The 13,669-nt window shown below is 48.5% G+C and carries 14 protein-coding genes; 8 read left to right on the top strand and 6 right to left on the bottom strand.

Annotated elements, in window-relative coordinates:
- Positions 1–105: 105 nt before the first annotated feature.
- Complete coding sequence (locus CVV44_20785; GenBank protein PKL35952.1) at positions 106–1,350, bottom strand: hypothetical protein; 1,245 nt, start codon at positions 1,348–1,350, stop codon at positions 106–108.
- Positions 1,351–2,027: 677 nt separating this feature from the next.
- Positions 2,028–2,279, bottom strand: coding sequence for a hypothetical protein (locus tag CVV44_20780; GenBank protein ID PKL35951.1), 252 nt, complete (start codon positions 2,277–2,279; stop codon positions 2,028–2,030).
- Positions 2,280–2,311: 32 nt separating this feature from the next.
- Between CVV44_20780 and CVV44_20775 the strand changes: the two genes are divergently transcribed.
- The 3 genes from CVV44_20775 (at position 2,312) to CVV44_20765 (ending at position 3,498) form a co-directional block, all read left to right on the top strand.
- Positions 2,312–2,632 carry a hypothetical protein gene (locus tag CVV44_20775; GenBank protein PKL35950.1) on the top strand — a complete coding sequence of 107 codons (321 nt, stop codon included), beginning with the start codon at positions 2,312–2,314 and terminating at the stop codon, positions 2,630–2,632.
- 234 nt (positions 2,633–2,866) lie between these two features.
- Complete coding sequence (locus CVV44_20770) at positions 2,867–3,094, top strand: AbrB family transcriptional regulator (GenBank protein PKL35949.1); 228 nt, start codon at positions 2,867–2,869, stop codon at positions 3,092–3,094.
- Complete coding sequence (locus CVV44_20765; protein PKL35948.1) at positions 3,091–3,498, top strand: type II toxin-antitoxin system death-on-curing family toxin; 408 nt, start codon at positions 3,091–3,093, stop codon at positions 3,496–3,498. Before CVV44_20770 ends, CVV44_20765 begins: the two co-directional genes overlap by 4 nt.
- Positions 3,499–3,524: 26 nt before the next feature.
- On the opposite strand, the gene CVV44_20760 is transcribed toward CVV44_20765, so the two are convergent.
- Complete coding sequence (locus tag CVV44_20760) at positions 3,525–4,478, bottom strand: HU family DNA-binding protein (GenBank protein ID PKL35947.1); 954 nt, start codon at positions 4,476–4,478, stop codon at positions 3,525–3,527.
- Positions 4,479–4,658: 180 nt separating this feature from the next.
- Between CVV44_20760 and CVV44_20755 the strand changes: the two genes are divergently transcribed.
- The 5 genes from CVV44_20755 to CVV44_20735 all read left to right on the top strand — a co-directional run bounded on the left by CVV44_20755 (position 4,659) and on the right by CVV44_20735 (position 10,754).
- Positions 4,659–5,189, top strand: a complete 531-nt coding sequence (locus CVV44_20755) for a hypothetical protein (protein ID PKL35946.1) — start codon at positions 4,659–4,661, stop codon at positions 5,187–5,189.
- Between the two features lie 222 nt (positions 5,190–5,411).
- The gene (locus CVV44_20750; protein PKL35945.1) at positions 5,412–6,449 is read left to right on the top strand and encodes a hypothetical protein; all 1,038 of its coding nucleotides are present in this window, start codon (positions 5,412–5,414) and stop codon (positions 6,447–6,449) included.
- Positions 6,450–6,471: 22 nt separating this feature from the next.
- Entirely contained in the window at positions 6,472–8,397 is a 1,926-nt protein-coding gene (locus CVV44_20745) for a serine/threonine protein kinase (protein ID PKL35944.1), read from the top strand.
- A gap of 26 nt (positions 8,398–8,423) precedes the next feature.
- Positions 8,424–9,311, top strand: a complete 888-nt coding sequence (locus CVV44_20740) for a phosphopeptide-binding protein (protein ID PKL35943.1) — start codon at positions 8,424–8,426, stop codon at positions 9,309–9,311.
- Between the two features lie 9 nt (positions 9,312–9,320).
- A complete protein-coding gene (locus CVV44_20735) occupies positions 9,321–10,754 on the top strand; it encodes a hypothetical protein (protein PKL35942.1) in 1,434 nt (477 codons plus the stop codon).
- A 77-nt stretch (positions 10,755–10,831) separates the two neighbouring features.
- Here the strand turns inward: CVV44_20735 and CVV44_20730 are convergent, their stop codons facing one another.
- From CVV44_20730 to CVV44_20720, 3 genes are all read right to left on the bottom strand, one after another.
- Positions 10,832–11,020, bottom strand: coding sequence for a hypothetical protein (locus CVV44_20730; protein ID PKL35941.1), 189 nt, complete (start codon positions 11,018–11,020; stop codon positions 10,832–10,834).
- A 616-nt stretch (positions 11,021–11,636) separates the two neighbouring features.
- Positions 11,637–12,323 (bottom strand): hypothetical protein, encoded by a 687-nt coding sequence (locus CVV44_20725; protein ID PKL35940.1) that lies wholly within the window; start codon positions 12,321–12,323, stop codon positions 11,637–11,639.
- Positions 12,324–12,386: 63 nt separating this feature from the next.
- Entirely contained in the window at positions 12,387–13,667 is a 1,281-nt protein-coding gene (locus CVV44_20720) for a histidine kinase (GenBank protein ID PKL35939.1), read from the bottom strand.
- Positions 13,668–13,669: the final 2 nt, after the last annotated feature.

Here is a 13,669-nt window from a genome sequence, read left to right as displayed (position 1 = left end):
CGAGAAAACGGCTTGATTTTTCAACACCGATGGAATTGTTTTTGAAGAAAGGTGTTGCACTTAATTGTTGAATCTAAGTTTTAATTTTATTTAATTTTGCATGACTCAATTAATAACGAATCCTCCATCCACCTTCCTGATCTTCCCCAAATTCACCAGCCACATCAATCTATAAGTCACCTGCACGCCAGTAGTCCATCCCACATTATGGTTCTCGTTTAAATAATCCAGAATGTCCAGGTCAGTCTGTGGCTCGTCGGTGGATTGAATAAACTGTACTATCTCCTCAAATCCGAAGATATTTTTGTTTATTGTGTCATATAAAAATTCAATATCTTTTGATCCAAGATATCTCTCACCATCTTCTGTGAGTTTATAAACGCCATCTCTGACCTCTATGAGTCCCATACTTCTCGGAACGCCGGAGTATCCATAGGCGGTTTTTTCACTGGTTACATTTTCATAAGTATCAATGAACCATTTTATAATAGCAGTTTTCGTGTTGATGCCTTTCTTTATCGATTGCAAATAAAGATCGAGTGTTGCAATATAACTATTAATTCCACCGGGAAGTGGCCATACTGATCTGCCTTTGTCGGTTTGTAATGATTCTGTTGACGCACCCACTTCATTCTCAAAATAGTCATGATCAAGAGTGTATATCACCATCTCTTCTTTCTTAATGCCAACGCCATATTGAAACATGAGATCAATAAGTTTCTCCCCGTCCACCAGTGAAACGGGCATTTTATTCGGTGCCTGTGATTCCTCAATGGCCCCCTTGGCAAATTTTGACGTAGTTATCACCAGGCCGCGCTGGTCCACTTCGGCGCTACCCCTGAGTTCCCGTATTATTTTCACATCGATATTGCTCTTGAATCGTTTTACCTGAATAATAGTCTTAACATTGGTAACGCCGCCTACCGTAAGATTGGCGTTTATATCTATGCCGCCGTCACCGGTACTCTTTGTCACCTGTACGTTTTCATATCCGATTTTGGTCAATAAATCCCCTACGAGATATTCAAAAACAAAGGGGTCCATTTCATGGAGCTTTTCTTTAAGTTCCTTTCTGACAATTTCATTTTGCTTCTCGATAAGTAAGTCCGGTGAATCAATATGCCCCTTCATCTCTTTCAATGAAAATCGGCCCCGCCCTACTTTGATAAAAGGAGTATCAATATTTTTTTTAATGTCGGTATAGATGTGCGCCGCCATAGTTGCTTCAGGAGTCTTCCCTTCGGTTTCCAGCAGGCCTTCCTCAAGAGCGATCTCTGTTATTTCCTTTGGGGATAAAGGCTTTGGTGTTTTCCTCAGTATCTTAACTGCTACATCTTTAAAAGTTGCCATTTATTCCTCTCATGTATCTGAGTCATACATCATCTGAACATGATCTCCAACCCGACAGCGAACACACGGATGTGTGAGCTGCTGGGCTGCGGTCGAGGACAAGCAGGATGCGTCCGCAGACCGCACAGCGCAAGTTACCTTATACTATAAGTCCCAGCCCGTCGCGGCGTTTGAGCGACCGCGGGGGTGGCGCCGGAGGGGCGCCGCGTCGCGCCCCTTCGGCAAAGGAGCCAGTCCCGGCCCCCCGGGACATCCCCACCAACCGTGGGTAACGGTCCTAAATCCTCACCCGAGGACCCCGGACACCCTGGGTATACCCCCGACCGTGGATAACGGTCACAATCTTCCCCCAACCGTGGGTAACGGTCCTAAATCCTCACCCGAGGACCCCGGACACCCGGGATATACCCCCGACCGCGTGTACCGGTCACAATCCCCACCCACTGTGGGTAACGGTAATCACCCCCTCACGGCAGTGAACTTTTATTCAATACCGGGATATAACAGTCAATAAGTCAAGTTCTTTACCCTACTGTGGAGCAATTATATAAAAATTTTCATACCATTCCACCGTTTCCCCTTCCCACGGAAACCCTACAGATATAACACAGGTATAATACAGGTATAACACAACGAGCCTTGTAGCAGCCGTGGAAGGTGCAGAAACAGTTCAAGGTTTAAAAAATTTTCTGCCGGAAGCCCAACCCTTCATTTAGCGGGAGCATGGACGCTCCCGCTGCTGTATGGCGGCCGAGGACGGCGCATGGAAGCGCCTCCCCGGGACACAAACCCAGGCAGGGTCCCTGCCGAAACCCCCAAAAAATTTTTTTCGGATTAAAAATATTTTTCCCAAAAATCTTTTTAATCCACCCGAAGGCCCTTCGTATTATAGATAACCACACGGGAGACATGGAGCGCACGACGCCCATCCCCGTAACTTCTCAATAACAGGAGGCCAGCTATGGCTGATGTTAAACTCAATCCCGTATTTACCGGCTTTTCAAAACAGATCGGAGACCTTGTCTTTGTCCGCAGGAACGGCGGAACCTATGTACGGAGAAAGGGCATTCCCCGCCAGCCGAACACGGAAGCGCAGGTGAAGATCCGCTCCTGCTTCAGGGAAACGGCAGCGGCATGGAAAGGGCTCAATGGAGAACAGCGCCAATCCTGGGAGGAAGCGGCTCGCGCCGGGAACATCTCGGGCTACAACCTTTTCTTCAAGGTGAATTTCCCGCGCCTGCGCGCCGGTGAGGCGGTAACGGCCACCCCCGCCGACAGGTGAACCGGATTGGGCGCGCCTGCCGGGCAGGTCAAGACCTGCCCGCAGGCGGCAGCCTGCCAATAGCCGCATTGAGGCAACGATCTTTCAAAATATGAACTTTCAGGGGGATGAATTGCGGAATTCATGAACGATGGGAAGTGGATTTTTTCTTTCAATTGAGGAGGTAACCGGAATATTTGCTTGACTGCCCGAATCAATGTATCTATATTGTGTATACATACTTGGAGGCTTTACATGATAAAGAAAATAATACAGCACGGGAACAGCTCAGCGGTAATAATCGATAAGCCCGTAATGGAACTGCTGGATATCGATAGCGATTCCCTGCTGGAAATGTCAACCGATGGGAGCAGCATTATACTCTCACCCGTAAAAGACAGGGAAAGGTTGAACAGGCTCAAAGCTTCCCTTGATAAAATCAACAGTAAACATTCAGCCACCCTCAAGAAACTCGCAAAATGAAACAGCCTGAAATAAACTTTCTTACACTGGCAGAGCTAATTGAAATTCACGGAAACCAGGTTTCACTATACGGCGGGGAAACAGGCATCCGTGACATTACACTTTTAAGCTCGGCCATGGCTATTCCACGATCAACTTTTGACGGAAAGTATCTCCAAAATGATATCTTTGAAATGGCAGCCGCCTATATATTTCACATAGCACAGAACCACCCCTTTCTCGATGGAAACAAGCGCACCGCACTGGCAGCCGGTCTGGTTTTCCTTGACTTCAACGGTATAACGATCGACGACCCTTCAGACAGGCTGTATGCCATGATGATGCGCGTCGCATCAGGCAAAGGCGATAAAAAGTATATCACTGAAGTTCTCCGCGGTCTCTCTCCCCACTCAGCAGAAAAATAACATGACCATTATTCCGGAGCTTAGATTTAATATTTATCGTCATCATTATCAGTGTCCCCGTCCACTTGATTGTCCAGTGCCGGTTCCACGACTGCGGCGCGCTCCTTCATCCGGCTGCTGAACGACATCCTGGGCGCCGGCATTGCCGGCCTGGCCTTAATCATCACTTCCTCACCGCTGAAGTTTTTCCCCATGCGCGCCTTGCGTGCCGGCTGCATCTTGAGATAGAGCCTGCCCAGCCTGCCCAGGGGCACCCTCTCGCCGAGTAGCATGCCGCTTTCCAGTATGATCAGGTAATCATCGATAATCTGCCGTGCTTTCCTGAGGGTGATATCGTTCCGGGCCGCCACCTGCTGGATTATGGATTTCATCGTGAACTGCACATCTTCCAGATCCCTGTTGATAGCGAGGGACATATTGATTTTAACAAAGCCGTTGGTCAGAAACAGCACCGCCTCGCGTATTCTCATTTCCTGCTCTTCAGGCCTCACATCGTCGCGGCATACCGCAATCCGGTAAAGAGCCGATGTGCTCTTGATGACACCCGATTCGAACTCCAGTATTTTGTCCGTTCCCGTATCGGCCTTGATTTTTGCCTCCGGGGTTTTTAAGATCTCCGGCACATCGGCCCGCAGTTTTATGCTGTGATACTCCATCCAGCGAAGTCCGTCGCGCGACGGCCCCAGGCTGATGAGAGAGCCGGAATAGGTAAGCGCCAGCGCTCCCCTGGGATCATCGGCGGTGAACACGCCGGTTTCGATCATATCCAGGGATTTGATCTGTCCCTGGAATAAATTCATTTTATCAATCCAGTTTTTTGCAATGGCCTCCAGCGATTCCCCGGTATCGGGAAGCCCGGAAGTATGCAGTATTTCACGCAGGTGAACCTGAATATGTTCCGGCAGGGTGTTGATCACTTTTTCCATATATGCCCCTTTGACAGTGAAATTGGAAAATACTGTAGTAAATGAATCATTCATATATAGTAAATATTCCCCGTAATTTCAATATTTTGTCATGAACACGATATAATTTATTTGGAATATTCATTTTTTTTAACTCGTTTGTTGACTTGAACCTGATTTCTCCGTATATTGAATGATTTTTTTAATCACTCGTGCCTGTACAAAAAAATAAATTATTTTAATCAGGAGGAAATTATGGGAGAACATTTTGAACAAATACCTCAGAACATCCAGGAGCACATCAAGGACATCTTTAAAACATCGGGACTGCCCGACACACCGGAATCGCTGGACATAATGTCCGAGGCCTGGCTCAAAAAAAAGGAAGCATTTGAATCAGAAATAGAAAGGCTCGAAATGGAAGAGGTCGACATGCTGGCCAAGGATGATACGCACGGTGTCCTGGTCCTTACCTACTCGGGCTCCCTGGTTAACATAGGCCCTCTTTCGGAACAGGGCAGGAAGGTTGAATACGTAAGCATCGGCCTGCGAAAGGATGTTCCCGAGGCCGCCACAAAAGAAGATTCCATACTCGGCGGAGACGTGTTCATTGACGAAGAGATAGAGTTTGAAAAAGGCCCGGTTCAAATGACCTCGGCGGCATATAAAATCGCCCTGTGTAAAAACCCGGTAAACGCGAAACAGGAAACAAAAGCACTGTCCAGGGCAACAATGATTATATCCAATAAATTCTCTGAAATCAACAAAACGGTCATCAGCGACTAACACACGGTTTAAAAAATATAGCAGACTTGCCGTATACCGTGCCGATTGCATGTTCGACGGAGCGGGATATTCCCATAATACTCCTGAAGTTCCATTGGCGAGAAACGAAAGAGTTACGGCAAGTCCCGCTATGATTTTTTGCCGCCACGCGGCCCGACCGTGAAGCTCATGACCATGAATCGATGTGTTACGGAAAACATAACAGACTAAGCACTGACAGAAATGATATATACCCGGTTTGAAAAAGAACTAATCGATATATACGAACGGGATCATCCTCCCGATGCGTCTCATATGATCAGGCTGATCGAGGAAACCAATAATCAGTTCACTCGTGAAGATCCCCTGATACGGCCGCGCGATAATGAAGGTCTTCCCGGCGGTATCATCTATTTAAACCGCGTTTTGCCGAGCATACTGGTCCCGGACATACACGCCAGGATGGATTTTCTTCTGAGTGTGCTGCTGCGCAGGGATGACGATGGAACAAGCGTACTGGATCGCCTTTTTAAAAACGAAATCCAGCTTATATGCCTGGGCGACGGTATGCATTCCGAGGGCCGTGCCTATGATCGCTGGAACGCCGCGGTGGGAGAATTTGTCAACAATTACCGCGAGCACCGGAACATGGATGATGAAATGCGCGAAAGCCTGGGTGTCATGGAGATAGTAATGCGCCTCAAAACCGAGTTTCCGGAAAATTTCCATTTCCTGAAAGGAAATCATGAAAATATTACCAATGAAGAGGGCAACGGCAACCATCCCTATATAAAGTACGCCTTCGAAGGAAACATGGTTTCGTCATACCTGGAACTATTTTACGGACCGGATTTCATCAGCAGCTATTATCAATTTGAAAGAAACCTGCCGCTTCTGGTCGCGGGTAATGGATTTCTTGCTTCGCACGCAGAACCGGCAGGCCATTATTCCCGCGAGGAAATAATCAACTACCGGGCTCATCCCGCAGTGGTGGAAGGACTCACCTGGACCGATAACGACGCTGCTGAATACGGGAGCGTCGCATTTATGATGGCTGAGCACCTGGGAATTGACGCCGGGAGCGGTCTCTATTTCGGCGGCCACAGGCCCATCGACTCACTCTATGAAAAACGGGCCGACGGGAAATATATCCAGATTAACAATCCCGATAAATTTATTATTGCAAAAATTGATCCGATGAGGAATATTAAACTGGAAGAAGATATCATGGAGATTGACAATTCCATTTCGCAGATACTCGACGATTATTACGGGCTGTAATAACCGTACAACAGGGAGAAGCATGAAAACAAAGGTCGGTAAATATACGGTAACGGAAAGAATAGCCAGGGGAGGAATGGGCGAGATATTGAAGGCCAGGCACCCGACCCTGAACAAGGACGTCATTTTGAAGCGCCTCACCTTCAACGCCAAAAATTCGGTCATTGAAAGATTCAAGAGAGAGGCCCAGCTCCAGATCGATTTTCGCAATGACAACATAGTACAGGTCTTCGACCATTTCAAGGAAGGGCCCTCCTACTACATCGTTATGGAATATGTCGATGGCATATCCCTCGATGCCCTGATAGAAAAAAACAGGTATCTGCCCAACGAGATCGCCCTGCTCATATTTTACCGGATAGCCGGGGCGCTGAAATACGCCCACGACAAGGACGTGATCCACAGGGATATCAAACCGGCCAATGTTTTAATCTCCAGAGAGGGTGTTGTGAAACTGACCGATTTCGGGATCGCCACATCCAAGGAATTTCACGACAAGTATCTGACCAGGGAGATGACCCTGGGAACACCGGCCTATATGTCACCGGAGCAGATCACCGACACCAGGAATGTGGACAAACGGGCCGATATCTACTCCATGGGGGTCGTGCTGTATGAGATGGTGACGGGAAAATGCCCCTATCCCGGCGACATATCCTCGGAAAATATCAACCGCATACAAAAGGGCAAGTATACCAGGCCCTCGAAAGTGAACCCGAAGGTCACTTCGCTGACGGGCCGCATTATCAAAAAAGCCATGCATCATAAAATCAAAAAAAGATACAAAGATTTAGAGGAGATAATCAGAATACTGTCAGTCCAGCTTAAGAAATATAAAAGCCAGGAAATGATAGACGAAACCATCCGCCTTTTTATCCAGGGAAAAACCGCCGACTCAAAGAAATCAAAAAAAAGCAAAGCGACCGCAAGCGCCATATCACCCGTACGCAGCGTACTGAAGATTGCGGCCGCACTCTGCCTCTTTGCCGCGATATCAGCGGCCATAGGTTTCTACGTCTGCAAGAAGGGATATCACCATGAGTTTTACAAAGCCGATGAATTCGGAGCCCTGCGTGCCAAGATTAAAATAAACACGGCGGAAAAGAACGGCGCTGCGCGTTATATACGCGGAAATCTGCTGGTGCGCGGACCTCAGGGATATACGCCCGTGGAGAACGGAGTTCTTGAGTTCACCCCCGGTACTATGAATGAAGATAAAGCGGCAGTTGCCTATACATCGGCGAGAATGTATTTGCCGACCGGTTCTTACCGGCTCATGGTCGACATAGACAACAGGATTTACCAGCGTGATTTTTTTCTTAAACCGCGCGCGGTACAGAAGACCGAAGATGAACATTACAACGCCAGGGTAATCACCATAGATCACACTCCCCTCGCCGCCATGCCCGTCTCCATAACCTGTGCAGTGAGCGACTCAAGCTCGGGCAGGATCATCACTGATGAAACAAACTGTTTCATAAATTATGGCGGCCGATGGGTAAAGTGGCAGGATTTTATCGATAAACCGGAATCCAAAGATTTCCTTGTAAGCGGCAAGAAATATATTTTCAACTTTACCAAGACCAACTACTACAACCGTACCGTCAGCATAGACGTGCTCCCGCACCAGGCTCAGATCGATATCCAGGCCGAGATTGCTCCCTTCCCCGGAATCCTGCTTATCAGGTCAAGCGAGCCCGATGTCGAAGTGCTTATCAACAATAACCCCTATTATATTGAAGGCGGCTCTACTGCCAGAATTGTAAAACTCGACAAGCTTTCACCGGAGGTACGGCGCATAGTGCTCCCGCCGAACAGCTACTACATCACGGCGCGGAAGAAAGGTATTATAAAAACCGAATCAATTCAGATCAATTCAACAAAAAATACCCGTGTAATCGTCAACGTGAACATGGAAAATAATACTATTGAATTCAATGTTTTTTAGCCCAAACCAATAACAAGGAGCGAGATATGTCTTCAATCAAGAGAAGGATCTTTCTGTGCCTGGTGGGCCTTTTGGCCGGACTTGCCGCGTGGCCCGCTGCCGAGACAACCCTGCTGTTTCAAGCCGATTTTCCGTCATACCTGGTATTCTCGATTTTCCTCGGTGCCGTCTTCGGAATTTTTCTCGGCGGCTTTTTCGGAAGCGGCGACGGCATTATCATGTCGCACCGCCGAAGCATAATAACGGGTGTGACACGGGGGATGGTCATCGGGGCCCTGGGCGGCGCCGCCGGTTTTTTCATCGGCCAGGCGGCCCTGTTTATAACCGGCGAATATCTCATCCATTCAATGAAGAAGTTTAATACCGTGGGTATGCCCATATCGCGCGCCATAGGCTGGGCATTCCTGGGTCTGTTCATAGGCATGGTCGACGGAGTACGTTCGGGCTCGTGGAATAAAATCAGGATCGGCATGATCGGCGGCATATCGGGGGGATTCGCCGGCGGGCTCGCTCTGGAATATTTCAGGATAGCCTTCCCCGGGACCGTCTTCGCCAGGCTCCTGGGACTGCTTATATTCGGCCTTTTCATCGGACTCTTTTACGGCTTTGTGGAGATGCGCCTCTCCTATGGGGTGCTGACGCTTTTAAACGGGCGGTTTAAAGGCAGAGAATTTTTGATAAACCAGAAGAAGATCAGGATAGGCGCCCTGGAAAAAAACGATATCAGGCTGGAAGGATATCACAACATATCGGACAACCACGCGCTTGTGAGTATAAAAAAAGACGATGTATTCATAGCAAAGGCCGGCGATGGCAGTATCCTTGTGAACGACGATCCCGTGAACGAACATATGCTGAAATACGAGGACGTCATTAAAATCGGTTCAGCGAAACTGCTGTACCAGTACAAATAGGAGCGGCCCATGAAAACAGGAAAAAAAGCAATCATATCCGCGGCGCTTATGGCGCTGCTGGCACCCTGGACATCCTCGCACGGCGAGACTATCCGCATTTCACAGATAGATCCGTCCATGCTCCTCTTCAAGCAGGATGTAAAGGTATACGTAAGCGTAACGGACAGAGATGGCGCGCCCATAAGAAATATCGGCAAGGACAAGTTCACCGTTTTCGAATCGGCCGATGGAGACAGCTTCAGGCCCATTCCCGAGATCAAAGATTTTCAGACAATGGCAAACTACGAGGATGGTATATACTTTCTGCTCCTCATCGACAACTCGGGAAGCATGTACCTTGACATGCAGCAGAGACTGACCCGCAATCAGGCCGACATGAAGTTCAGACACGCCAAGACGGCCATTTCAACGTTCCTGCAAAGCATGACCAATCCCCGTGACAGGGTGGGACTCGCCTCGTACAATTCATATTATGAATCTTTTTCCAGTCCCGTGTCTGACAAAGCGAGGATAGAGAGCCTCCTGGGACAAATCAGGATGCCTGTGGGGGAAGAAGGGCATACCGAGATATACGCAAGCCTCAGCCGTGCCGTCGATGAATTCAGGTCAATAAAAGGACGCAAGGCCATACTCATACTCTCCGACGGAGAGAACAGGCCCTTCTATAAATATACGGGGAAACCGCACCGGGATTTCGGCACCAAAATCTATTCATACACTGAGCCCATACGCGATTGTCAGCAAGAAGGAATAAGCGTCTTTGCCATCAATTTCGGACGGGGCGGCGAACGCAAGGACATACACCTGAAAGACATCGCTCTCCAGACCGGCGGAGCGATGTTCGATGCCGGTGACGGAAGTGAACTCGCCCTGGTATACTCGAAAATCGTGGGCCAGATCCTGAATGAGTACCTGATTACCTATTCCGCGACGATGGACCCGGCCGACAAAAAATACGTGAAGATACGATACGCCTCGGACAATGGGCCGATCCAGGGTGTCCGCTTCTATTTCTCAAGCACCGTATTCGGGCTTCCGCTTAAAAATTTCAGCATCCTGCTGCTCGTGCCCTTCCTCCTGGCAGTATTGCTGCTGTGGCTCCTGTCGAAAATCAGGTTCGAGAAAAAAAAGGGGGCCGCGAATATAGAGGTATTAAATCCGGGCACGGCCAGGGCAGTGACAAAGTCATTCACGCTGAACAAGGGCCAGACCATCATCGGCGCTTCCAAGGGTGCGGACATGACCATTATGAGCGGCATCACGCAGATAGAGGAGAAGCACGCCACTATCACCTTCGACAATAAAAAGAAAAAATATACGATCGCCGGAGACGGTGATTTCAAGGTCAACAACAAGCGGGTAAAAAGCAGGGTACTTGAACCGGGTGACGTCATCAACGTCGGCGGAGCCACCATCGTATTTGATGACGGCGAGGTGGATTGATACAACAGGCAGATTACAGCCCTTCGGGGGCAACGGCATGTCGTGCCCCTGAAGGGTCTTATCGTTTTTGATATAGTTTATTTCCTCTTTTTGATAAGATCACCTTCGATCTCTTTTTTCTGTTTTTCCGTCAGCTCCGGCAGCCTGATGTTGACCGTATCAAGGCTGCTCTCTATTTTTTTATATTTCTCCGAATCTTTTAATCTCCGCAGTCTTTTATTCGCCCTGCGCCTGTCCCATCGATTGATCTTTCTCTCTTCTCCCATATAATAATACCTCCGTATAACAAAATGACTGGATATGCTTCATTCTTCTGCAATGTTTAATCTTTCACGATAAATTCGCTGCTGACAATAAATTTTTTATTTTACTATTATTTTTACTGACACGGGAATATATATATATGCGAATATCGTCGTATTTTAACAGCTCATTCAGGGAGTTTCATGTATACTAGTTTAGAAATGTCCGGGGCAAGGCAGTACCTCTGTAACAATTAATGCTTGACATTGCCATAAATTTTATAGATATATTATTCAATAAGATTTGAGGTGATAAAATAACATGCTCTCTAAGATACTCCTTATACTTGGCATTGCCTGTTCGCTATATCTTATTGTATCCTCTGCCATGAACATCATGGTTCGGCAGATCAATAAGCATATTGACGAGAAACTGGACCATAATTCTAAAGCATGATCGATAGAATTATCCTCATCCTTGGCTTTTTCATTCTGGCCATTCTTGTAACTCTGGGCCTGCTGGAATATGAATATATTTACGATCCAATAATCAACATTACCTCAATCGTGGCATTTCTCCTCACTATTTATCAGTTTCTTCGTAATCGATAATGCTATGACCCCGGTTCAATGTGACAGGTCAGCCCTGTTCTCTGCACACGGTGCCGTCAAACAAATCCGCTACCTCGCCCCAGCATGATTCCCGGTCGGCAGTGATTCTTTCCACGATTTTCTCAAAATCAATCCACATGGCGTCCCTGGTCATCTCGTAGGAGTGCCCCCAGAAATAGAAGACCCCGCGCTTCTTTGCCTGCTCGTATCGCTCCCACAGGTCGGGCGCAAGAAAATGGCAGCTGGGATGAAAGGCCATGGCATTTTCCGGGGGCCAGGGATAATCGGAACTTTCAGCGGTGCGGGCATACACATGACCCGCTTCCCGGACCAGGTCCATGCCCCCTTCATTATAGGCCCCGAAGGGCCAGGCAAATCCCCGCACGGACTGTCGGAAATACTGCTGCAGGACCTCCCTGCCCTGGACAATTTCATGCCTGGCAGTATCCATATCAACTTGATCGAGGCGCTGATGCGTCAGGCCGTGATTGGCTATGGTAAAGCCCGCGTATACGTCCCTGACCTCGTTCCATCCGAGCCTGAAGACTTCGGTGTCCTGATATATCCAGCCGAACGAGCGATGTTTCTCATGGAGACCGGCGCAGAGGTTGAACGTGGCCCGGGCCCCGTGCCGGCGGAGGATATCAGCGAGCCGCGCGTCCGTGGTCACGCCATCGTCCCAGCACTGTACTACAACCATGGGAGAATTATTCATGGTCACCCTTCATAATACGGAAAATTCCTTCCACTGATATCTGTCTCCACTTGCAGACTGTTATCATTTTTTCAATCCCGCACGCAAAACGGAATCGCGGCTTATCATGCCCTTGAATTTTCCTTCGGCGTCAAGTACCGGGAGCCGTTTTATCCCCCTTCCGGCCATGAGCCTTACGGCTTCATCGATGCGCGTGTTTTCCCTGACGGTGATTACATCGGTCTTCATTACATCCGATGCCGTCTTCATGGTCGTCTGCCTGATAAGTTCTTTGTGCCTGTCGGCCATTTCCTTAAAGGGCATTTTCGCCATGAGGTAATCCCATACGCCGGCCTGGTTATTTGCAAAGGCGCCGAGCAGAACGCGGTCCGATACCAGGCCGATCAAACGACCAACGTCGTCGACGACGGCCACTCTCTGTACTTTCCTGGCGTTGATAATCCTGATTATCTCGTTTACGGGCGTATCGGGTTTTACCGTATCGGGATCGCAGCGCATGACGTCGGCGACATAATGTATATTCCCTACTTTCATCTTTTGTGATTTTACGCTGTTCCAGTCGGGAGATTCCTGAGCGATAGAATTAAAGATATCAAAACGGGCAAGAATACCGACGAGACGGCCACGGGCATCAACAACGGGCATTCTTTTATAATTGACTTTCAGCATTTCATCAACGGCTTCCCCAAGCGTTATTTCCCGGGATACGGTAATCACCGGTTTCGACATGATATCCCCGGCGGTTTTCCTGGAAATTGTTTCCAGGTATGCATCGGTTTTTTCTCCCTCCAGACCGGAAAGCAGGCCGAGGCGTACGGGCATTCCGGCCCGTGCAATGAGATCGCCCTGGGTTATGATGCCCACGGGACGGCTGTCGGCGTCTATAACTGGAATCGCATTGAAATCCGAATGCAGCAGCAGCTTGATAATTTCACCCACCGTGGCCGATACAGCAACACATGTTGGAGACGGCGTCATGACGTCATTTACCCTGATCTGCCGTGGAATAAGCCTGCTGCTCGTCATGTGAAGGCGAACATCCATGTCCCTGACGATGACGATACCGTCGGTAATGATCTCTTCAACGGCGGACACTACCCTTTCCACTTCCAGGGCAGGCAGTATGATCTCAATTTTCAGCGGCAGGTTGAAGGAAAGCACTTCAATATTGGTACTTACCAGCTCACCGTTTTCGTAGCAGCCCGCGAAAGCCTTGGTGACTATGCAGCGTGCAGCAATTTTCAAATCCCTCACATAATCGATCACAGCGGAATACGCCGCTTTTCCTTTATAACGGATTTCCTCGCTGGTGAATATTTCAATTACGTTATATCGCAATGGCATGT

It is taken from the genome of Spirochaetae bacterium HGW-Spirochaetae-1 (assembly GCA_002839375.1).
Classification (GTDB): domain Bacteria; phylum Spirochaetota; class UBA4802; order UBA4802; family UBA5550; genus PGXY01.
This window is presented reverse-complemented; position numbering and strand designations above follow the sequence as displayed.

Coding starts and splice junctions, on each gene's coding strand:
- CVV44_20750 (PKL35945.1), top strand. CDS start 5,412: ATGATATATACCCGGTTTGAAAAAGAACTAATCGATATATACGAACGG.
- CVV44_20735 (PKL35942.1), top strand. CDS start 9,321: ATGAAAACAGGAAAAAAAGCAATCATATCCGCGGCGCTTATGGCGCTG.
- CVV44_20775 (PKL35950.1), top strand. CDS start 2,312: ATGGCTGATGTTAAACTCAATCCCGTATTTACCGGCTTTTCAAAACAG.
- CVV44_20745 (PKL35944.1), top strand. CDS start 6,472: ATGAAAACAAAGGTCGGTAAATATACGGTAACGGAAAGAATAGCCAGG.
- CVV44_20755 (PKL35946.1), top strand. CDS start 4,659: ATGGGAGAACATTTTGAACAAATACCTCAGAACATCCAGGAGCACATC.
- CVV44_20730 (PKL35941.1), bottom strand. CDS start 11,020: ATGGGAGAAGAGAGAAAGATCAATCGATGGGACAGGCGCAGGGCGAAT.
- CVV44_20780 (PKL35951.1), bottom strand. CDS start 2,279: ATGGGCGTCGTGCGCTCCATGTCTCCCGTGTGGTTATCTATAATACGA.
- CVV44_20720 (PKL35939.1), bottom strand. CDS start 13,667: ATGCCATTGCGATATAACGTAATTGAAATATTCACCAGCGAGGAAATC.
- CVV44_20770 (PKL35949.1), top strand. CDS start 2,867: ATGATAAAGAAAATAATACAGCACGGGAACAGCTCAGCGGTAATAATC.
- CVV44_20725 (PKL35940.1), bottom strand. CDS start 12,323: ATGAATAATTCTCCCATGGTTGTAGTACAGTGCTGGGACGATGGCGTG.
- CVV44_20785 (PKL35952.1), bottom strand. CDS start 1,350: ATGGCAACTTTTAAAGATGTAGCAGTTAAGATACTGAGGAAAACACCA.
- CVV44_20765 (PKL35948.1), top strand. CDS start 3,091: ATGAAACAGCCTGAAATAAACTTTCTTACACTGGCAGAGCTAATTGAA.
- CVV44_20760 (PKL35947.1), bottom strand. CDS start 4,478: ATGAATGATTCATTTACTACAGTATTTTCCAATTTCACTGTCAAAGGG.
- CVV44_20740 (PKL35943.1), top strand. CDS start 8,424: ATGTCTTCAATCAAGAGAAGGATCTTTCTGTGCCTGGTGGGCCTTTTG.